General features: G+C 69.8%; 17 protein-coding genes and 3 pseudogenes. 16 read left to right on the top strand and 4 right to left on the bottom strand.

All coding sequences use genetic code 11. The features are described 5' to 3' along the window. Positions 1-3: 3 nt before the first annotated feature. From OG422_RS00235 to OG422_RS00265, 7 genes are all read left to right on the top strand, one after another. Positions 4-1,197 (top strand): NAD(P)/FAD-dependent oxidoreductase, encoded by a 1,194-nt coding sequence (locus OG422_RS00235; protein WP_405738234.1) that lies wholly within the window; start codon positions 4-6, stop codon positions 1,195-1,197. A 115-nt stretch (positions 1,198-1,312) separates the two neighbouring features. After that, positions 1,313-1,606: a (2Fe-2S)-binding protein gene (locus OG422_RS00240; protein ID WP_405738237.1), complete on the top strand. Its 294-nt coding sequence runs from the start codon at positions 1,313-1,315 to the stop codon at positions 1,604-1,606. Between the two features lie 88 nt (positions 1,607-1,694). Then, positions 1,695-3,152 (top strand): FAD-dependent oxidoreductase, encoded by a 1,458-nt coding sequence (locus OG422_RS00245; RefSeq protein ID WP_405747582.1) that lies wholly within the window; start codon positions 1,695-1,697, stop codon positions 3,150-3,152. Between the two features lie 109 nt (positions 3,153-3,261). Further along, positions 3,262-4,173: a dihydrodipicolinate synthase family protein gene (locus OG422_RS00250; RefSeq protein WP_405738240.1), complete on the top strand. Its 912-nt coding sequence runs from the start codon at positions 3,262-3,264 to the stop codon at positions 4,171-4,173. 35 nt (positions 4,174-4,208) lie between these two features. Continuing rightward, a complete protein-coding gene (locus tag OG422_RS00255; protein ID WP_405738243.1) occupies positions 4,209-5,213 on the top strand; it encodes a proline racemase family protein in 1,005 nt (334 codons plus the stop codon). A 127-nt stretch (positions 5,214-5,340) separates the two neighbouring features. After that, a complete protein-coding gene (locus OG422_RS00260; protein ID WP_405747584.1) occupies positions 5,341-6,057 on the top strand; it encodes a GntR family transcriptional regulator in 717 nt (238 codons plus the stop codon). A 371-nt stretch (positions 6,058-6,428) separates the two neighbouring features. Beyond that, positions 6,429-8,342, top strand: a complete 1,914-nt coding sequence (locus tag OG422_RS00265) for a collagenase (RefSeq protein ID WP_405738246.1) — start codon at positions 6,429-6,431, stop codon at positions 8,340-8,342. A 192-nt stretch (positions 8,343-8,534) separates the two neighbouring features. Here OG422_RS00265 and OG422_RS00270 read toward each other — a convergent pair whose 3' ends face one another. Then, entirely contained in the window at positions 8,535-8,666 is a 132-nt protein-coding gene (locus OG422_RS00270; protein WP_405738249.1) for a hypothetical protein, read from the bottom strand. Positions 8,667-8,972: 306 nt separating this feature from the next. Between OG422_RS00270 and OG422_RS00275 the strand changes: the two are divergent. From OG422_RS00275 to OG422_RS00310, 8 genes and pseudogenes are all read left to right on the top strand, one after another. Continuing rightward, positions 8,973-9,953, top strand: a pseudogene (locus OG422_RS00275) (IS1380 family transposase); the annotation flags it as partial. A gap of 155 nt (positions 9,954-10,108) precedes the next feature. Next, positions 10,109-10,916, top strand: a protein-coding gene (locus tag OG422_RS00280; protein WP_405738252.1) for an IS5 family transposase whose coding sequence is annotated in 2 segments (ribosomal slippage) — positions 10,109-10,432 and positions 10,434-10,916 — 807 coding nt in all. Because the reading frame shifts where the segments join, the coding sequence is not laid out codon by codon here. Positions 10,917-11,288: 372 nt separating this feature from the next. Further along, positions 11,289-11,822: a hypothetical protein gene (locus OG422_RS00285; protein WP_405738255.1), complete on the top strand. Its 534-nt coding sequence runs from the start codon at positions 11,289-11,291 to the stop codon at positions 11,820-11,822. Between the two features lie 44 nt (positions 11,823-11,866). Beyond that, positions 11,867-12,880, top strand: coding sequence for a hypothetical protein (locus OG422_RS00290; RefSeq protein WP_405738258.1), 1,014 nt, complete (start codon positions 11,867-11,869; stop codon positions 12,878-12,880). A 19-nt stretch (positions 12,881-12,899) separates the two neighbouring features. After that, a complete protein-coding gene (locus OG422_RS00295; RefSeq protein WP_405738261.1) occupies positions 12,900-14,234 on the top strand; it encodes a Dyp-type peroxidase in 1,335 nt (444 codons plus the stop codon). Positions 14,235-14,293: 59 nt separating this feature from the next. Beyond that, entirely contained in the window at positions 14,294-15,178 is an 885-nt protein-coding gene (locus OG422_RS00300) for a hypothetical protein (RefSeq protein ID WP_405738264.1), read from the top strand. A gap of 295 nt (positions 15,179-15,473) precedes the next feature. Next, the gene (locus tag OG422_RS00305; RefSeq protein ID WP_405748072.1) at positions 15,474-15,647 is read left to right on the top strand and encodes a hypothetical protein; all 174 of its coding nucleotides are present in this window, start codon (positions 15,474-15,476) and stop codon (positions 15,645-15,647) included. Then, positions 15,641-15,814, top strand: a pseudogene (locus OG422_RS00310) (DNA cytosine methyltransferase); the annotation flags it as partial. The gene OG422_RS00305 and the pseudogene OG422_RS00310, both read left to right, overlap by 7 nt. A 204-nt stretch (positions 15,815-16,018) precedes the next feature. Here OG422_RS00310 and OG422_RS00315 read toward each other — a convergent pair. From OG422_RS00315 to polX, 3 genes and pseudogenes are all read right to left on the bottom strand, one after another. Further along, positions 16,019-16,633, bottom strand: a complete 615-nt coding sequence (locus OG422_RS00315; protein WP_405738267.1) for a TetR/AcrR family transcriptional regulator — start codon at positions 16,631-16,633, stop codon at positions 16,019-16,021. Beyond that, positions 16,633-16,899 (bottom strand): annotated as a pseudogene (locus OG422_RS00320) (short-chain dehydrogenase/reductase); the annotation flags it as partial. The pseudogene OG422_RS00320 and the gene OG422_RS00315, both read right to left, overlap by 1 nt. Before the next feature lie 301 nt (positions 16,900-17,200). Continuing rightward, positions 17,201-18,928 carry a DNA polymerase/3'-5' exonuclease PolX gene (gene polX, locus OG422_RS00325; RefSeq protein ID WP_405738270.1) on the bottom strand — a complete coding sequence of 576 codons (1,728 nt, stop codon included), beginning with the start codon at positions 18,926-18,928 and terminating at the stop codon, positions 17,201-17,203. Positions 18,929-19,279: 351 nt separating this feature from the next. Here polX and OG422_RS00330 point away from each other — a divergent pair, with 351 nt between their 5' ends. Then, on the top strand, positions 19,280-20,422 hold the full coding sequence (locus OG422_RS00330) for a site-2 protease family protein (RefSeq protein ID WP_405738273.1): 1,143 nt from the start codon (positions 19,280-19,282) through the stop codon (positions 20,420-20,422). Positions 20,423-20,502: the final 80 nt, after the last annotated feature.

Consider the following 20,502-nt stretch of genomic DNA (forward strand, 5'->3'; position numbering starts at 1 on the left):
GGTGTGGCCACGACAACCTCTTCGCGTATCGCCCGCACCTCCGGCAGCCCGGACGTGATCGTCGTCGGGGCCGGAGTGGTCGGCGCGGCCTGCGCCCACTACGCCGCCCGCGCAGGGTTGTCCGTCACCGTTCTGGACCGCGGCCCCGTCGCGGGCGGCACCACCGGCTCCGGCGAGGGAAATCTCCTGGTCTCCGACAAGGAGCCGGGACCTGAGCTGGCGCTCGCCCTGCACTCGTTCCGGTTGTGGCGCGAGCTGGCCGCGGAGTTACCGGCGGCCATCGAGTACGAGACGAAGGGCGGCGTCGTCGTCGCCTCCGACGAGACCCGCCTCGCGGCTCTGCGCACCCTCGCCGCGGCGCAGAGCGACGCCGGGGTCGACGCGCGCGAGGTCTCCGGCGCGCAACTCCACGAGCTGGAGCCGCACTTGGCCGAAGGGATGGCCGGCGGGATCCACTACCCCCAGGACGCGCAGGTCCACCCCGCCCTGGCCGCCGCCCACCTGCTGCGCGCATCGGGTGCCGAGGTGCGCTGCGGAGAGAAGGTCACGGCGGTGCTCACCGCCGCCGACGGGTCGGTGCGCGGCGTGGCCACCGCGTCCGGCGCCCGTCTGCTCGCGCCGCACGTGGTGAACGCGGCGGGGACGTGGGGCGGGGAGGTGGCCCGGGCCGCCGGCGTGCGGCTGCCCGTGCTCCCTCGGCGCGGCTTCATCCTGGTGACCGAGCCGTTGCCGCGCATCGTCCGCCACAAGGTGTACGCGGCCGACTACGTCGCCGACGTCGCCAGCGGTTCGGCGGCGCTGCAGACCTCCGCGGTGGTGGAAGGCACCCCGGCGGGGCCGGTGCTGATCGGTGCGAGCCGCGAGCGGGTCGGCTTCGACCGCGCGCTCTCCACCGAGGTCCTGCGCCGGCTCGCCGCCCAGGCGACCGCGCTATTCCCGGTGCTCGGCGGGGTGCGGGCGATCCGCACGTACGCGGGCTTCCGCCCCTATCTGCCCGACCACCTGCCGGCGATCGGCCCCGACCCCCGTGTGCCGGGTCTGCTGCACGCGTGCGGCCATGAGGGGGCGGGCATCGGCCTGGCACCCGTGACCGGCGTGCTGACGGCTGCCGCGCTCACGGGTTCCGTGCCGCCCCTGGACCCGCGCCCCTTCCGGCCCGACCGTTTTCCCGACTCCGTCACGGCCCCCGTCCTATGACCCCGTCGACGCACCGTCCCGAGGAAAGGCGGACCACATGAAGCCGCGTCGCATCACGAGCCGCACGCGCAACCGTCCGGCGAGCGGGGCGCGAAGCCGCCCGACGCCCCACGACGTGGTGGGAGCCGACCCGGGCCCCGCCTTCGAGATCACCTTCGACGGCCGGCCCGTCGCCGCCCTGCCCGGCCAGTCCGTCGCCGCCGCCCTGTGGGCCGCGGGCATCCTGGCCTGGCGCACCACCCGCGGCCGTGGCCGACCACGCGGCGCCTTCTGCGGCATCGGCCAGTGCCACGACTGCCTGGCCACCGTCAACGGCACCCCGAACCGCCGCGCCTGCCTGCTCCCGGCCGCCCCCGGCGACGCCGTCACCACCCAGGAGGGTTCGGGCCGTGCCGACCTCGCCGCCTGACGCGCACCGCCACGGCACCTCCGGTGAGCGCCCCGGACACGCCCCGCGGCACGCCGGACCCGGCGACGCCCCGCGCACCTACGACCTCGTGGTGATCGGCGCGGGACCCGCGGGACTGGCCGGAGCCGTCGCCGCCGGCGAACTCGGGCTGCGCACCGCCCTGGTGGACTCGGCCGAGCTGACCGGCGGACAGTTCTACCGCAGCCCCGCGCCCGCCCTCGGCGCCCGCCGCCCCGAGGTGCTGCACCATGCCTGGTCCGCGTATGCCGACCTCCGCGAACGCCTCCGCCGTTGTCCGGCCGTCAGCCACCTCCCCCGGCACCACGTCTGGAGCGTGGTACGCGCCCCGGGCCGCGCCGACCTGTGGACGGTCCACGCCCTCACCGGCCCCGACGGCACGGACCGCACCCCGGTGCTTCTGACGGCCCGCGGACTGCTCATCGCGGCAGGCGCCGTCGAACGCCATCTGCCCTTCCCCGGCTGGACGTTGCCGGGCGTGATCAGCTCCGGGGGCGCCCAAGCCATGCTCAAGTCGGGACTCGTCCTCCCCGGGCGGCGGATCGTCGTCGCCGGCAGCGGTCCGCTGCTGCTCGCCACCGCGACCTCGCTCACCGGTGCGGGCGCCGACGTCCCGGCGCTCGTCGAAGCCACCGGATACCTCGGCTACGCCCGCCGCCTCGGCGCCCTGGCCGTCAACCCGGGCAAGGCTGCCGAGGCCGTCGCCCACGGCAGTGCCCTGCTGCGTCACCGGGTCCCGCTGCGCACCCGCAGCGCGGTCACCGAGGCACACGGCACGGACCGTGTCGAAGCCGTCACGGTCTCCCGTCTGGACCGGTGGTGGCGGCCCGTTCCCGGCACCGCCCGCCGCGTCGCCTGCGACGCGGTGGCCGTCGGCCACGGCCTGGTCCCGCAGATCGACCTGGCCACCGCACTCGGGTGCGCCGTGCGCCGAACCGCCGACGGCACCCACGCGGTGGCCACCGACCGCGACCTGGCCACCTCGGTACCCACCGTCTGGGTGGCCGGCGAGAGCCGCGGTATCGGCGGTGCGGCGTCGGCCCTGGCCGAGGGCGAACTGGCCGGTCTCACGGCCGGAGCCCGACTCCGCGGCGAGGTGGCTCCGCCCGCGCGCACCGCGGGACTGCGCCGTCGGATCGCCCGAATGAGGGCCTTCGCCGACGCGATGGCCGCCGTGCACACCCCTGGCCCCGGCTGGACCGACTGGCTCACCGGCGACACCGAGGTGTGCCGGTGCGAAGAGGTCACCGCGGACCGCGTCCGCGAGGCCACCGCGGACCTCGGTGCCCACGACACCCGTACGGTCAAGCTCCTCACCCGGGCCGGGATGGGCTGGTGCCAGGGCCGTATCTGCGCCACGGCCGTCGCCTGCCTGGCCGCACAGCACGGGGTATCCGGAACACCCGGCGCGGGACCGGCCCCCGACCGCCGCCCGCTCATCACCCCTGTCACCCTGTCCGCGCTGGCCGGACTCCCCGCGGAGAACGCCGGGACGCCTGCGCCCGCCACCCCCGGCGAGCCGACATGACGTCCGCGCCCGCACGGCTCCCGGACAGGGCTGCCGTCCCCTCGCACACCGAGCCCCTGTGGCCGCCGGCCTCCACACCCACGCGCCCCCGTATTCCGTAGGAGCCCCCATGGACACCAGCACCTCCTGGAGCGCCGTCCGCCCCTGGCGCGGCATCATGGTCGCCACCGCGCTCCCCCTGCGCGACGACCTCTCCGTCGACCACGACGCCTACGCCGATCACGTGCGCTTCCTGCTCGAGAACGGCTGTGACGGCGTCGTTCCCAACGGCTCGCTCGGCGAGTACCAGACGCTCGCGGACGAGGAGCGTGCCCGGGTGGTGACGACCGCCGTCGCGGCGGCCGGCGACGGTGCCCGTGTCATGCCCGGCGTCGCCGCGTACGGCGCCGCCGAGTCCCGCCGCTGGACCGAGCAGGCGGCCGAAGCGGGCTGCGGGAGCGTCCTGCTACTGCCGCCGAACGCCTACCGCGCCGAGCCGGCCGCGGTACATGACCACTACGCCGAGGTGGCCTCGGTGGGCCTGCCGGTGGTCGCGTACAACAACCCGATCGACACCAAGGTCGACCTCGTCCCCTCGCTCCTCGCCGAGCTGCACACGGCCGGGCACATCGCGGCCGTCAAGGAGTTCAGCGGCGACGTCCGCCGGGCCTACGAACTCGCCGAACTCGCCCCGGGCCTGGACCTCCTCATCGGGGCCGACGACGTCCTGCTCGAACTGGCCCTCGCGGGCGCGGTCGGCTGGATCGCCGGCTACCCGAACGTCTTTCCGGTCTCCTGCGTCGAACTGTTCCGCGCCGCGACCGCAGGCGACCTCGGACGGGCCCTGCCGCTGTACAAGTCCCTGCACGCACTGCTGCGATGGGACTCCATGCCCGAGTTCGTGCAGGCCATCAAGGCGTCCATGGACCTCGTGGGCCGCCGCGGCGGCCCGACCCGCCCGCCTCGGCTGCCGCTGACGGGACCGGCCGAGCAGGCCGTGCGGTCCGCCACCGGCAAGGCCCTCGCCGACGGACACCGCTGAAGACACCGACACCGGTCAGAAAGGAAGGCCCCACGATGCGTACCCGCCATGTCTTCCATGCCGTCGACTCCCACACCGAGGGCATGCCCACCCGGGTCATCACCGGCGGTGTCGGGGTGATCCCCGGTGCCACGATGGCCGAGCGCCGACTGCACTTCCTCGCGCACCTGGACCACCTCCGCACGCTGCTGATGTACGAACCGCGCGGGCACTCCGCCATGAGCGGCGCCATACTCCAGCCGCCCACGCGCGCCGAGGCCGACTACGGCGTCCTGTACATCGAGGTCTCCGGACTCCTGCCCATGTGCGGGCACGGCACCATCGGCGTGGCCACCGTGCTCGTCGAGACCGGGATGGTGCCGGTGACCGAGCCGGTCACCCGCGTCACCCTGGACACCCCGGCCGGGCTGGTCCCCGTCGACGTCCGCGTCGAGGACGGCGCCGCCGCATCGGCGTCCTTCACCAATGTGCCCGCGTTCTGCGTCGCCCTGGACCGCAAGGTCGAGGTGCCGGGCTTTGGGACGGTGACATACGACCTCGCGTTCGGCGGGAACTTCTACGCGTTCGTCGAACTCGACGCCCTGGGACTGCCGTTCGACCGTGACCGCAGGGACGATCTGCTCGCCGCGGGCCTTGCGGTCATGGATGCCGTCAACGCCTCCCCGGACCGGCCCGTCCATCCCGTACGCCCCGAGATCGCCGGGCTCAAGCACGTCCATCTCGCGGCCCCCGGCTCCGACGCACGGCACTCACGGCACGCGATGGCCATCCACCCGGGCTGGTTCGACCGCTCACCGTGCGGCACCGGCACCTCCGCGCGCATGGCGCAGCTCCACGCCCGCGGCGAACTGCCCCTGCACCAGGACTTCGTCAACGAGTCCTTCATCGGCACGCGGTTCACCGGCCGTCTGGTCGAGGAGACGACGGTGGGCGCGGTTCCCGCGGTGGTTCCCCGCGTCACGGGACGCGCCTGGATCACGGGCACCGCCCAGTACTTCCTCGACCCCGACGACCCGTTCCCCGGAGGCTTCCTCCTGTGAACACCGCCCCGCCCGGCCCCGCTCCGCACGGCCCATGCACCCGTCCACGTGAGCAACGTGACACTCTACGCTGATGATCCGCTCGGCCGGGAAGGCGCGGGGGCAGGCACGAAGGGACACCACCGCCATGGGCCATTTGACACAGCACGGTCTCATCACCACGCGCGAGCGGCTGCGCGACCAGGTGGCCCACGCCCTGCGCGCGGCACTGATCTCCGGCGAACTCAAGCCCGGCGAGGTCTACTCCGCACCGGCCCTCGCCGAGGACCTCGGGGTCTCGGCGACGCCGGTGCGCGAGGCGATGCTCGATCTCACGCGGGAGGGCATGGTCGAGCCGGTCCGCAACAAGGGCTTCCGGGTCACCGAGGTCGATGAGCGCGACCTCGACCAGTACACGGAGATCCGGACCCTGATCGAAGTTCCCATGATCGGCCGGATCACCCGCAGTGCGGCCCACGAGGACCTGGAGGCGCTGCGCCCGGTCGCCGATGAGATCGTGCGCGCCGCCCGTGTACACGATCTCATCGGCTATCTGGAGGCCGACCGCCGTTTCCACCTCTCGCTGCTCGCCCTGTCAGGCAACGACCACCTGGTGGAAACCGTCGGCGATCTGCGCAAACGCTCGCGCCTGTACGGCCTGACCGCCCTGGACGAGCGCGGCGAACTGCTCCCGTCGGCCGAAGAACACCTGGAGCTTCTCGACCTGATGCTGGCCGGGGACGCCAAGGGCGCCGAGAAGTGCATGACCCGCCACCTGGGGCACGTACGCACCCTGTGGGCCGAGGGGCAGGACCAGACACCGGCCAAGGGCGCCGGGAAGCGGAGGCGCGGCGCCACGCGCTGAGCCCGCACCACCCGGTCACCGCCGGACGACGGCGCGGGACACCGTGACGCCTCGCCACGACGTTGCGGCCCGGCGACCCTGCCGCTCCGCGCGCCGTCGGCGCTGCGGCACACTCGCCTGCCAACAGACCCTGTACCAAAGCCCTTTGACGACACCCTTGCCGATGCGCCGCCTCGTATGACGTGCATACGCAGCAGGGTTCTCAAGCCATGTGAAGTGTGCAATTGTACATTTCACACATCCGCCGTGGGCATGACACTCAGGCGGCTGTCGCCACGGCCCACCCCCCACCGCCGTGCCCCCGCACGGCTCCCGACGGCCCGGAGGCCCCGTTGACAGGCAGATCCTCCACACGAAGAAGTCTCGCCCGCATGGTGATGACGGCCCTGACGCTCTGTCTGGGGCTCGCCCTGCTCGCCGCCGCCCCCGGCAGGGCGGCCGCGGGAACGGGCGCCGCGCGGACCAAGGCGCCCCAGCCGCGATCGGCCCTGGCGCCGCGGCCCGCCACCCCCACCACAGCCGACGAACTGCATCGGCCCGACGCCGCGCACGCGGCCGAGCCGGCCACGTCCCCTTCGCATCGACCCCCGTTGAGCACCGTCAAGGCCGCGCCCCGCAAGGCGTCGGGCAAGGACACCGAGGCGGCGTGCGCGGTCTCCGACTTCACGTCGAAGACCGGCGACGCCCTCGTCCAGCAGATCAAGGGCTCGGAAACCGACTGCATCAACACGCTGTTCAGCGTGGCCGGTCAGGACGCCAAGGCCCTCTTCCGCGAAGAGCAGATGGTCACGGTGGCGAACGCGCTGCGCGCCGCCTCCGCCGACTACCCGGGCGACAACACCGGTTCGATGACCCAGATGGTGCTCTACCTGCGGGCCGGCTACTACGTGCAGTACGGCAACCCGGAGGACGTCGGCCCCTACGGCTCCGCGCTGAAGAGCGCGATCCAAGGCGCCCTGGACGCCTTCTTCGCCTCCCCCCACGCCTTCGACGTCAGCGAGGCCAACGGCGAGACCCTGGCCGAGACGGTCACGCTGATCGACAGCTCCAGCGAGAACGCCCGCTTCCTCACGGTCCTCACACGGCTCCTCAAGGACTACAACTCGTCGTATAACGCCTTTTGGTGGATGGTCTCGGCGGTCAACAACTCCTACACCGTGCTGTTCCGCGGCCACTGGCTGCCGGAGTTCGTCTCCGCCGTGCAGGCCGACCCGAGCGTCCTGACCGTGCTGCGCGGCTTCGCCGTCGCCCACGACGACCTGCTCGGCACCGACAAGTCCTACCTGGTCTCCAATGCGGGCCGCGAGCTGGGCCGCTTCCTGCAACACGCCGAACTGCGGGAGCAGACGAGCCCGTTGGTCAAGGAACTGCTCGGCCGCAGTGAGATCACGGGTCGCACGGCGCCGCTGTGGGTCGGCCTGGCCGAGATGACCGACGCGTACGACAAGGGCAACTGCTCCCTCTACGGCACCTGCGACCTGCAGAACCGGGTGCGTGACGCCGTCCTCAAGGACAAGCACACCTGCGGCCCGACCCTGCGGATCGTCGCGCAGCAGATGACCGACGCCGACTTCACGGCCACCTGCGACAGCCTTCTCAAGCAGGACGCGTACTTCCACAGCGTGGTCAAGGACAACGGCCCGGTCGCCAACGACAACAACAGCACCATCGAAGTGGTGGTCTTCGACTCCAGCGCCGAATACCAGACGTATGCGGGGATCATCTACGGCATCTCCACCGACAACGGAGGCATGTACCTGGAGGGCGACCCCGCCAAGGAGGGCAACCTGCCGCGCTTCATCGCCTACGAGGCGGAGTGGGAACGCCCGGATTTCGCGATCTGGAACCTCAACCACGAGTACACCCATTACCTCGACGGTCGCTTCGACATGTACGGCGACTTCGAGGAGAACATGAAGACGCCGACCGTGATGTGGGTGGAGGGCTTCGCGGAGTACATCTCCTACTCGTACCGCGGCCTCACCTACGACAACGCGATCACCGAGGCGGGCAAAGGCACCTACAAGCTCAGCACCCTCTTCGACACGACCTACGAGAACACCGACACCACCCGCACCTACCCGTGGGGCTACCTGGCCGTGCGCTACCTGATCCAGTCCCACCCGCAAGACGTGGACACCCTGCTCGGCCACTACCGCAAGGGTGACTGGGCCGCCGCCCGCACCTTGCTCACGGAGACCATCGGCACCCGCTACGACGCCGACTTCGCCGACTGGCTGGCCAAGTGCTCGGCGGGGAGCTGCGACAGCACCACGCACGCGTAGCACCACCCCGGGACCGGCCGACCCGACCTGTCGGCCGGTCCCCCGATGGGTCGCCGCCCGCGCCCCGTTCGACGGCTTGGATGCCTGCGCGGCCATGCGCGCAGGCATCACTCCGGCGAAACAGCCGTGATGTCCACCGAGCAGTTGCGCCACCCGATGAGCCAGGGTCTTGGTCTGATTCCTGAGCGCGGGTCATCCCTGTTCGGCCAGCAGAGACACCAACGCCCCGTGCGTGCCCAGCTCGTGGCGGAACTCCTTGAGTCGCCCGGCCCCCTTTGGAACGCTGTACGCCTCATCGTCCGCCACCGCCTTGCCCCAGTTCATCCACGATCCGCTCGCGCAGCCGCGGGTGGAGCAGCACATCCCGGAGCACACCGAAGACGGCGCCCATATCCAGCAGATGACAGATCACCGGGTAAGGGCAGTCAGTCCCCATTTCTTGCCCCACAACCTCACATCAAGCCGCCCCGAGGCAGCAAACCCTTCTGCACTCACGACAAACGTCTAGCCTCTCGCTTTCACGAGGTGTGCTGTCCAAGGCTTGATCGCGAACGCAAGAAGTGCTCCTGACCTGCAACGATAGGACTTTTCGAGGGTCCTGGTCGTCGTAGTTCAAGGAGCACTTCTCAGGTGAAGAAGCGTCTCGGGTCCTCTCCGCGCGTGCGTGTCGAGGGCGGCGGTCGCGGAGTCGTCTCGCAGGCGGGGGCCGTGCTGCTCTTGGAGACAGCCCGCAAGTCCGGTCTGGATCAGGCGATATCGGCAGCACTCGCGCCGTGGCGGCGGCCTCGTGCGGTGCACGATCCGGGCAAGATCCTGCTGGATCTCGCCGTCGCGGTCGCGTTGGGCGGGGACTGCCTCGCCGACATGGCGATGCTGCGGGCCGAACCGGCCGTGTTCGGGCCGGTGGCCTCGGACCCGACGGCGTCCCGGCTCATCGGCACACTGGCGCCGGGCGAGAAGCGGGCCCTGGCCGCACTCCGGCAGGCCCGTGCGAGCGTCCGTGAACGGGTGTGGACGGTGGCCGGTGATGCGGCGCCGGACGCGGGCGGCTTCGTGGTCGTGGACCTGGACGGTGTGCTGGTGATCGCGCACTCCGAGAAGCAAGATGCGGCCGCGACCTGGAAGAAGAGCTTCGGGCACCACCCGCTGATGGGGTTCGTCGACCACGGCAGCGGCGGGACGGGCGAGCCGGTCGCCGCGCTATTGCGGCCCGGGAACGCGGGCAGTAACACGGCCGTCGACCACATCGAGACCGCCCGGCTCGCGCTCGCTCAGCTGCCGAAGAAGCACCGGCGTGGGCACCGGACGCTGATCCGTACCGATTCCGGCGGCGGCACCCGCGGGTTCGTGGCCTGGCTCGCGGCGCGTGGGCGGTGGCTGTCGCACTCGGTCGGCATGACCATCACCGGGCAGGTTCACCAGGCCGTCCTGAAAATCCCGGTTACTGCGTGGACGCCGGCCATCGAGCCCGGGGGTGAGATCCGCGACGGCGCCTGGGTGGCCGAGCTCGCCGGGGACGTGTTGGACGGCTGGCCGACGGGGATGCGGCTGATCGTGCGCAAGGAACGGCCGCATCCCGGGGCCCAGTTGCCTCTCGCCGACGCCGACGGGACTGGCCTTCCTCGGCCTCGCCGCAGCCCTCTGCTGCTACAAACGACCCCTCAAACTCACCACATAGGACACGACCTTAAGAGCTCGTAACACGATCTTGCTGAATCGTCCTGGTTGGCCGTGACCGGTGTGAGGATTCGGCCGTTCGTGATGGTGTGACTACTCGGCCGTGGATCGTGGATGACGACTTGTGGGCGCTGATCGAGCCGCTGCTGCCGCCCTGGCCGGAGCGGTCGCCGGGGCCGAGGCCGGTGTCGGACCGACTCTGCCTCCAGGGCATCCTGTTCGTCCTCTACAACGACATAGCCTGGCAACTCCTGCCGTTGGAGCTGGGGTTCGGCTCGGGTCAGACGTGCTGGCGGCGTCTGGACCGGTGGCAGAAGGCCGGCGTCTTCGACCGGCTGCACCGGATCCTGCTCGCGGAGCTAAACGCGGCCGGCGAACTCGACTGGTCCCGGGCGTGTGTGGATGGTTCACACATCCGGGCGAAAAAGGGGTGCCGACACCGGTCCGTCGCCGGTCGACCGGCGCAAGACAGGCAGCAAACATCACCTGATCTGCGACGGGCGCGGCACCCCGCTCAAAGTCATCGCTACTGCGGCCAACGTCAATGACGTCACCCAGATCCTCGCCCTGGTCGACGGCATCCCGCCCGTCGCGGGCCGCCCCGGCCGGCCCCGCCGCAGGCCCGAAGCCCTGCTCGGCGACAAGGGCTACGACTCCAACGTCCATCGTGACGAACTGCGTCACCGGCGGATCCTGCCCGTCATCTCCCGCAAGGGATCACCGAACATCAAGGGCATGGGCGAGCTCCGCTACGTCGTCGAGCAGACCTTCGCCCTGCTCCACCACTTCAAACGCCTCACTGTCCGACGGGAGCGTCGCACTGAACTCCACGACGCCTTCGTCTCCCTCGCCTGCAGCCTCATCTGCTGGAGACGTCTCAAGAAAGCCCGCTCATGATCGTGTTACGAGCTCTAAGCCACCTTGTGGTCTTTCGATCCCTTTTTAGTTACATTTCAATGCTGCCGAACTTTCCCGATATGTCATCACCGGGAAGATGCCAGACATTCAGACCTTCTTCCCAAGACACCTTGGTTGATTCAGCGAGCTTCCGAGGGTGACACAAGCCAGGGTAAAGGGCTCCCCGGACGGGGGCGGACACCGAGGCGGGCGGAAGGCGTTCGACTCTGAACTCCGGCCCAGCCGCGAACCAGCCGCCCGCGCCGGCCGGTCAAGGTGTTTCAGCTCCTTGCCGCTCACGAGGCGGATGGAAGTGATACGTGGGACAGTAAGGGAATTGTTCCCGGCCGGTAGGCGGCAGGAGGAGCGGACATGGAGATCAAGCCGCAGGCGGCGGTCATCCCCAAGGAGACCGACCAGTTCGAGCAGGGGAAGTACGGCCCGGTTTTTCCGAAGACGCCGGCGTGTCATGGGTTCACCATCGTCGCGAAGGTCAAGCCGGGCCGAGCCGACGCGATACGTGAGCACGGCTACGCCTTGGCCAAGGCTTTGGAGGAAGATCCATATATTCTCGCGCCATTGAAGTTGCATTACCTGCGTTGGGTGCTATTCGACGACGATACGCGCTTCATGTATCAGGGGATCTTCGACACGGAATTCGACAAGTACACCGAGGACGCCGTCGCGCTTTTCAGTAAGGCGGGGGTGAGCACGACCTTCGAGAACCTTGAAGGGTTCCCCGAGGACTGGCGGACCAACCCTGAGGCGTTCGTCCGGTTTGTGCGTGAACACCACTGTCCCAGCTTCATCGAATACGGGGAGTACCCGTACGTGACCGCTGACGAGATCAAGAAGGCTCTGCGGATCAAGGATGCCCTGTCGGACATGCTCGACCAACTGCAGTGAAAGCGGACCGCTGTGTGCTTGTCCCACTGCGGATCGGAGACGAGATGAGCGAGGTCAGGACAGCACGCACCTACAACCAGAACCACATCCCGCGCGAACGCACCCCTGGTCGGCGACGGGTGAGCATCTACGTCGCGTGGAGCTATCCGGCCGAGGCGGGCAGGAATCCCGCTGAGCTGGACAACCGGTTCTCCACGCTGACAGAGGTCAGACGGGTGGCGTGGCCTGCCTACGAGGACCCGAAGTGGTCCGACCCCATGCAGTTCCAGCAGGGCATCGCCGGCTCGCTGGAATTGTTCTTCTGGGCCTGGGTGCCGTTCCAGGAGTTCGTCGAGGAGGTCACCGGGCACCCCGTCCCGGTGTATCAGCGCATCGACCAGGCCGGATTTCGGACCCCGCTCGACGAGCGCGTACTGGCCGACACCGACACCCTGTTCGTGTTCGGCCTCGACCACATGGTCACCAGGCAGGAGGCCCAGCCCGAGGAGGTCGAGGCACTGCGGGCATTCCTCGGCCGAGAGGACGCCTGTCTGGTGCTGGGGCCCCACCATGACGTCGGGGCATCGGATGATCTGGCCGCGCGGGACGTGGAGTACCGCCATCACGGCGATCCCTTGGTCCCCCGCCAACAGCGGTTCGCCACCTACGTCCGGAGCTTGATGCACGGCCTCGGGGTGCCGGTCGAGAACCGCTACGGCCTGCGCCCCGCGGTGCGGGAGAAGAACAAGATCGCCCCGCTGTCCACGGTCGGGGACCTGGACGTCAAAGGGTGGCTGGAGGGGGTGACGAACTTCAACTTCCACATGCATCTTCCGCACTACGCCGTGACGACCGACGAGCCGGATGCCATCCATGTCCTGGCAAGGCAGCCGATCGACACCTCCAGGCCGCATCCGTTCACCGACGCCGGCAACACCGAGTTCAACATGTTCCTGTGGATGCCGCCGAGCGGTGAGCGGGCCGGCGATGTGCTGCTGGCAGACTCCACGATCTTCAGTTCGCTGTTCGGAGGCGACGAAAGTCTCAGGAACTTCTGGCGGAACCTCGTCTCGAAGTAGTGCCGCATGGAGGTGGACCGTGAGCGAACCCACGCAAGTCGCCTTGGAACTCGACGACATCCAGCGCGGGGTTCTCAGCCCGCGGCCGACTCCCTACGCGGCGACATATCTTGTGCTCCGCGTCGATGACCGGGCCCACGGTCGGGAACTGATGCGACGCGCGAGCGCGGTGGTGACCTCTGCCGCCGACGCGGTCAGCCCCCTGGGAGACACGTGGGTCAGTGTCGCCGTCACCTGTCACGGCCTGGCGGCGCTGGGCGTGCCGAGCGGATCACTGGACTCCTTCGCCTGGGAATTCCGGCAGGGGATGGCCGCCCGGGCCACAGCGCTGGGAGATGTCGGCGAGAGCAGCCCTGAGAATTGGGAAGCGCCGCTGGGCACGTCGGATGTCCATGTGGTGGTCGCGGCGGTCGCGCCTGACACCCCGCAGTTGGAGGCGGCCCTCGATCGGGCCCGCCCCGCGTACGACCGCCTTCGCGGTGTGACCGCGATCTGGCGGCAGGACTGCCACGCGCTGCCCACCGAGACCGAGCACTTCGGCTATCGCGACGGCGTCAGCCATCCGGCCGTCGAAGGAAGCGGCATCGCCGGGTCGAACCAGCTGGAGGTGCCGTTGAAGGCCGGGGAGTTCGTGCTCGGCTACCGGGACGAGATCGGCGGTATCCAGACCCCGCAGCCGGAGGTGCTCGGGCGCAACGGCAGCTACGCGGTCTTCCGTAAACTCCACCAGGATGTCGCCGCGTTCCGGCGTTATCTGCGAGACCACGCCACCGGCCCCGACGACGAGGAACTGCTCGCGGCCAAGATCATGGGACGCTGGCGCAGCGGAGCTCCCCTGGCGCTCAGTCCGCAGCACGACGACCCCGCTCTCGGTGCCGACCCGCACCGCCGCAACACCTTCCTGTACGAGCGCGACGATCCGGCGGGATTCATCACGCCCGGCGGCTGCCACATCCGTCGGGCCAACCCCCGCGACGCCTCGGTGGCGGGAGAGGTGCGTCTGCACCGCATGATCAGACGCGGCGCCGTCTACGGTCCGCCGTTGCCCGAGGGAGTTCTGGAGGACGACGGGGCCGACCGCGGCCTGATGTTCGCATTCATCGGAGCCCACCTGGGGCGGCAGTTCGAGTTCGTCCAGTCGCAATGGATGAACGACGGCGTCTTCTTCGGCGCAGGCAACGCCAAAGACCCCGTCACCGGATCCCACGACGGCGTCACCGGCTTCACGATTCCCCGACGGCCGGTGCGACGACGCCTTGCGCCCCTGCCGCGGTTCGTCGTCACCCGCGGCGGCGAGTACTGCTTCCTGCCGGGCCTGAGCGCCCTGCGCTGGCTCGGCGACCTCCGGGACTGACCGGGCGGCGACGCGCGCGCCGGCACCGCGGGTGCTCCGCCGACTGAGGGGAACGTCTCATGGACACCCTGCACATGCTGTTCAACGCCGTCACCGTGATCTTCATCGCGGCGACGATGTTCGCAGCCGGGCTCGGGGCCACCGTTCCGGCGCTGCGCGCCATCTTCACCGACGTCCCGCTGCTGTTGCTCGCGCTGCTCACCAACATGGTCGTCATCCCGCTGCTGGGCTGGGGCATCGGTGCACTCTTCAGCCTCCCCTCGGCAGCGTTCATCGCGCTCGTCCTGGTCGCCTCGTCCCCTGGCGGGCCCTTCGGGGCGAAGCTGGCCATGGTGCAGAGCGGCGATGTCGTCGCGGGCGCGGCCATGCAGGTGCTGCTCGCCACCGTCGGCAGCCTCACCTTCGCCCCGACCGTCAACGGCATCCTCACCGCGGCCGACCTCGGCAAGGGCATCTCCCTCGATGTTGCGACGCTGATGCGGGCCGTGGCCCTCCTGCAACTCGTACCGTTCGTCATCGGCCTGCTGCTGCGCCGCTACGCCGCGCCCACCGCACGGTCGTGGCACCCCGCGGCGTCCGCGGTGTCGAACGTGACCTTCCTGATCGTGCTGGCGGGCATGCTGCTCGGCAACTGGAGTGACGTGGTGGCACTCCTCGGCTCACTCACCCTCCTCGCGGGCTTCGTGCTCGCAGCCGCCGCCTTCGCCGTCGGCACACTGCTGGCCACAGGTTCGTCGGTGCGCCGCACCACCATGGGCGGCGTCGCCGCAGTACGCAACGCGGGGCCCGCCCTGGCCGCGATCGGCATCGCCTTCGGCGACCAGCCCGCCGTCCTGGGCGCGCTTGCCGCGGTCCTGCTCAGCGGTCTGGCAGCAGCCCTCCCGATCGCCACCGTGCTCAGTGGCCGCCGAAGCCGCCCCACAACAGCTGATAACACGTGCTGACCAGGGCATTCGCTATTCGTGCGCGAGATGCCCGCCCTCCCCGTTTTCGGTCCACCAGGCCGAGTCGCGCAGCTGATGATCGCCGCGCACACCGCCCTGGTCATCGAGGGCGCGTGGGGCGAGTCGGACTGGGCGGAGCTTGAGGAGAAAGCTCGCGCGATCACCCGCGCCGGATGGTGGATCGGCCAGTGGGACGCGGAAGGCCGAATTCGACGCCGCTGTCCGCAGGGGCAATGCCCGCGCAAACGCCGAAGGCAACAGACTTCTGGGCGAGGCTTACCTGCACCGCTCTCGCGTGCCTCTGAACCAGGCGCCGATCGATCACGTCACCGCCGCCGAGTGGGCCGCCCTCCAGGACGAGCTCACCGCTGCGCAGGAGGCGGAGCTGGGCGTGGTGGATGGCTGCTCACCGTGGGCCTGTCGTGGTGAAGTTCAGCCGCAGCAGGACGACTTCGGGCTGGCCTGTTGATCCTTGATCTGTTCGCCGGCCCCGGCGGATGGAGCCATGCACTGACCGTACTCGGCACGCATGTCGTCGGGCTGGAATGGGACGAGTGGGCCTGCAAGACCCCTGTGTCAGCAGGGCAGTTGACGATCCGAACCGACGTGGCCAGGTACCCGGTCCGGCCGTTCCTGAGGGCTGTCCCGTAAGTGATCTTCCAGGTCTCGCAATCTGATCCGGAGGGCCCCTACATGGGAGCTGTGAACATCAGCTGCTGGTGATCGAGCGGGGAGGAGGTTTGTGCCTCGCGGGATTTCCGCTCGTGAAAGGCCATGGACGGTAGTGGGGCTCGGAGTCCCCGGATTCGGTCTCGCGCCTCACTGTCCACGCCAGATGCCTCAGATGGTCAGACCGGTGCTGGTCAGCCAGATGTGTTCGCAGGTCGCGGATGCCTCCTGCAGCTTCTCGCGGGACTCTTGCGAAGCGTGGTAGAAGGTCCGCTCGATCATCCAGCACAGGGCGCGTGCCATCGCTGAGGCCTGTTCTGGTGCGGCGCCGGCCTGGATGCCGGCTCGTTCCAGGACGGCGGTGACGGCCGTGATGAACAAGTCAGTTGTGTGGTTCCACAGCTCGCCGATCTCCGGCACGGTCAATGACAGGTCGATCGCCGTGCGCATGACCAGGCCGTGCTCGTTCCACAGCTCGACCGTGCGCTGCATCGCTGCTGCGATGACCTGGCGCGGCTCGTCGGTCTGCGCAGTGGCCCGGGACCGCTCCCACAGGTGCTCGACGGTCCGGGCCACGAGTGCCGCGACCACTTCCTGCTTGGAGCCGAAGTAGAAGTACAGGGCGCCGCGTGTGATGCCGGTGCCCTGGGCGATGTCGCCGACGGTCATGGCGTCGTAGCCCTTTTGCGCCAGCAGAGCCTCGCAGGTGTCGAGGATGGCCCGCTCCCGGACATCGCCCTTGCGTTCGGTGGTGCGACGGCTCCGCGCAGGGTGGTGGCCGGGCATCAGAGCTGAGCGCCCTCGGCGAAGTCGGTCGTACGGGAGAGCGTCTCCCATGCGCGGATGTCCTCGTCCACGGCCGTGCGCGCGGCGGTGACCAGTCGCAGCGCGTCCGAGCCCAGGACGAGGCGGGGCGGCGGCTGCTCGACCGATGTGATGTGCACGACTACTTCCCCGACCTTGGCCGGATTGCCCAGCTGGTTCCCGCTGGCCTTCTGCCGCGCTTCGCGGATGGGGGTGAACAGCTCGTCGTAGTCGTCGATGGTCCGCGCGGGGGAGGAGGGCGGCGAGTGCGCCGAGGACGGCGGGTCGGTCGGCGAAGGCGAGGCCGATGGCGGCCAGGGCGGTGCCGGCGTTGTGTACCGAGGCGACGCCTCCGGGAGCGGAGTGGCGAGCCACCCTCCCGGCACTGAGCGCCCGACCATGGGCACCACCGTCATCGCCTCACTGGTTGCTTCCGCCACCCACGCCCAGCGTGTCGACCCGGTGCGGCGCAACGCGGCGCGGCTCAGGGTGCTCGCCTCCTCGGAGTGGTCCTCCCCTGTGCGATGCCTGTGGGGACGCATGGGTGTATCAGTCCGCCCGGTCTTTGCGCAGGAATCGGCGCAGCCGCCGCAGTGGCCACGTGTTGATCACCTCTTCCGGGGTGAGCCATCCGCGTTGTGCCATGCCGATTCCGTAGCGGAGGTACGTGAGCTGCGGAATCGAGTGGGCATCGGTGTCGATGGCGAACTTCGCTCCGTGGCTCCTGGCCCGGAGGATGTCCTCGTCGCCCAGGTCGAGGCGGTCGGGCTGGGCGTTGATCTCCAGCGCAGTGCCTGTGCGGGCGCAGGCGGCGAACACCTCGTCGAGGTCGGCGTCGATGCCCTGGCGCTTGCCGATCAGACGGGTGGTCGGGTGGCCGATGACGTTGATGTGGGGGTTCTCGCAAGCACGTACGATCCGCCGGGTCATCGCCTCCCGGCTGAGGTGGAAGTGGGAGTGCACCGAGGCCACGCAGATGTCGAAGCCTTGGAGGAACTCGCCGGGCCAGTCCACTTCCCCGTCCGGGCCGATGTTGAGCTCGGTGCCGTGCAGCAGCCGCATCCGGCGGCGCCGGCCGTCCAGTGACCGCACATGTGCGCGCTGGGCGAGGATCTTCTCGTCGGTCATGCGCTGCATGTACAGGTTCGGCGCGTGGTCGGTGATCGCGTAGTACGCGTATCCGCGCTCGGCGGCCGCGGCCACCATCTCCTCCAGCGGGGCGAGGCCGTCGGTGAGGTCGGTGTGGGTGTGCAGGTCACCGCGGATGTCCTGTGCGGTCACCACGTCGGGCAGCTCGCCGCGCAGGCCGGCCTCGATCTCCCCTCGGTCCTCGCGCAGTGTGGGTGGGATCCAGGGCAGGCCGAGCCTGTCATACACCTCGCCCTCGGACTGGGAGGCGACCCGCTTTCCGCCGTCGGTTTCGAACAGGCCGTACTCGGAGAGCTTCAGTCCCAGGTGGACGGCGATCGTGCGGGTGCGGATGTTGTGGGCCTTCGAGCCGGTGAAGTACTGCAGGCCGGCGCCCCACGAGTCCGGTCGCACCACGCGCAGGTCGACCTGGAGGCCCTTCGTGGTGCGGATCGAGGTCTTCTTCCGGCCGTGTGCGATGACCTCGGCGGTGGAGGACAGTTCGGCGAGCGCGTCCATGAAGGATGCTGACCGTTCGGCGGCGACGAGGATGTCGATGTCGCCGATGGTTTCCTTCATGCGGCGCAGCGATCCGGCGTATGCGCAGTTTTCGCAGCCGGTGATCCGGGAGAGTTCCGTGACGATGTCCTCGGCGGGCTCCATGGCCGTGCTCAGCAGGATCCGCTCTCCTGCCTGCTGCATGAGGGCGATGCCGTGCAGGATGTTCTCCTCGGTCTTCTCCCCGAAGCCCTTCAGGTCGCGCAGTTTCTCCGCCTTGATGGCGTCGGCCAGCGCGCCGACCGAGGAGATGTGCAGATCCTCGTAGAGTGCCATCGCCTTCTTGGGGCCGAGCGTGGGGATGGTGATGAGCTGCCGTACCCCTTCGGGAATCTGTGCCCGCGTCTCCTCCACCACCGTGACATTGCCGGTGCGGAAATACTCGATGACCTTCTCGGCGATCGACCTGCCCACGCCCGGGATTTCCCTCAGGCCCGCGGCATCGAGGTGGGAGACATCGGCGGGGTAACCGCCGATCGCGTGGGCGGCCTTTTCGTAGGCCCGCGCTTTGAACGCGTCGCCTCCGGTGATGGCGATGAGGTCCGCGTACTCCTGAAGGAGCGCCTCGACCTCCACATTGGTCCGGACCACGTATCACAGTCTAGGAACCGACCTGTTCGACATGCCAGTTCCAGCGCGCGAAGCCGTGGGCCCGAGGGTGTACTGGAAGTCAGGAGGATCCGCGCGGCGACGTCTGAGGCGTGCACCCGATCCGCGAGGGTGTGGTGCGCACACCGCGTATCACTCACGATGAGCCGGCCGGATCGAGGCCGTGCCCCGGAGGTCGTCCCCGCAGGTGCCGGTGGCCCTCCGCGCCGCCCCGCGGCACGGCCATGGGGATCGGGACCTGTGCGCTCACCTCGTCCCGACGGTACGAGGTGGGGCGGTGGTCAGCGCGGGACGGCTGTGTGCCAGGTGACGGCTTGAGCAGGGGAGAGAGCGGTGCGGGCGACGTTCGTTCTGGGACGGATCGCCGGGGTCCGGGTCGGCGTGCACTGGAGCGTCCTGCTCATCTTCGGCATCATCGCGCTCGGCCTGTCACAGGGCCGCCTTCCGGAGACGTATCCAGGGCGTGCCTGGGCGGTGTACTGGGCCGCCGGCCTGTGCACCGCCGTGGTCTTCTTCGCTTCCCTCCTCGCACATGAGCTGGCGCACGCCGTCGTGGCCCGGCACAACGGGATCGAGGTGGACGACATCGTCCTGTGGCTGCTGGGCGGAGCGGCCCGGCTCAAGGGCGAGGCGTCCAGCCCCGGGGCGGAGCTGAGGATCGCCGGCGTCGGCCCGCTCGTCAGCCTCCTTCTGGGAGGGCTGTTCACACTCGGGGCCTGGCTGCTCGACCTGGCGTCCGTGTCCGGGATCGTGGTGGAGATGGTGGCGTGGCTGGCAGGCATCAATGTGCTGCTCGCGGCCTTCAACGCGCTGCCTGCCGCCCCTCTCGACGGAGGCAGGCTGCTGCGCGCGTTCCTGTGGTGGCGCACGGGAGACCGGCTGCGGGCGACAGCCGGCGCGACTGCGGCGGGGCGGGTCTTCGGGTGGCTGCTCGTGGTGCTCGGGCTGATCGCGTTCATGAGGACCGGCGCGTTCGGCGGTCTATGGCTGACACTGATCGGCTGGTTCCTCATCGCGGCCGCCACCGCCGAGGGACGGCAGGCCCAGATGCGCGGCGTGCTCGCCGGTATCCCGGTGCGGGACGCCATGACGCCCGAGCCTCTCACGGTTTCTGCCGACACCACGGTCGCCGGCTTCCTCACCAGTTCGCGCTACCGCTTCCGGCATTCGGCGTTCCCGGTGACCGACGACGGGGCCCCGGTCGGGCTGGCGACCCTCGACAGCGCCAGAAAGGTGCCACAGACCGAGGCCCATGCCGTGACGGTGAGCGAGGTGATGGTGCCGCTGTCGCAGACCACCGTCGTGGAGCCGGACGCGCCGCTCGCGGATCTGCTGCCGCGCATGGAACCGGGCGCCGAACACCGGGTCCTGGTCGTGGATCATGGCAGGCTCGTCGGAATCGTCTCGCTCTCGGACGTCAGCCGCGCGGTGACATGGCTGACGAACACCGCCTCCGGGCGGCGCGGCGGTCTGTGACCGTGGCACCGTCGGACGGGCCGCGGCGGGCAGCCAGGCCGTCTGCCCCGATCCGGTCGCCGGAGGATCGATCCGGGTGC

Source organism: Streptomyces sp. NBC_01525 (assembly GCF_045040405.1).
GTDB lineage: Bacteria > Actinomycetota > Actinomycetes > Streptomycetales > Streptomycetaceae > Streptomyces > Streptomyces benahoarensis.

Coding starts and splice junctions, on each gene's coding strand:
- OG422_RS00290 (WP_405738258.1), top strand. CDS start 11,867: ATGAGCGAGGTCAGGACAGCACGCACCTACAACCAGAACCACATCCCG.
- OG422_RS00255 (WP_405738243.1), top strand. CDS start 4,209: ATGCGTACCCGCCATGTCTTCCATGCCGTCGACTCCCACACCGAGGGC.
- OG422_RS00315 (WP_405738267.1), bottom strand. CDS start 16,633: ATGCCCGGCCACCACCCTGCGCGGAGCCGTCGCACCACCGAACGCAAG.
- OG422_RS00285 (WP_405738255.1), top strand. CDS start 11,289: ATGGAGATCAAGCCGCAGGCGGCGGTCATCCCCAAGGAGACCGACCAG.
- OG422_RS00300 (WP_405738264.1), top strand. CDS start 14,294: ATGGACACCCTGCACATGCTGTTCAACGCCGTCACCGTGATCTTCATC.
- OG422_RS00250 (WP_405738240.1), top strand. CDS start 3,262: ATGGACACCAGCACCTCCTGGAGCGCCGTCCGCCCCTGGCGCGGCATC.
- OG422_RS00260 (WP_405747584.1), top strand. CDS start 5,341: ATGGGCCATTTGACACAGCACGGTCTCATCACCACGCGCGAGCGGCTG.
- OG422_RS00270 (WP_405738249.1), bottom strand. CDS start 8,666: ATGAACTGGGGCAAGGCGGTGGCGGACGATGAGGCGTACAGCGTTCCA.
- OG422_RS00265 (WP_405738246.1), top strand. CDS start 6,429: ATGGTGATGACGGCCCTGACGCTCTGTCTGGGGCTCGCCCTGCTCGCC.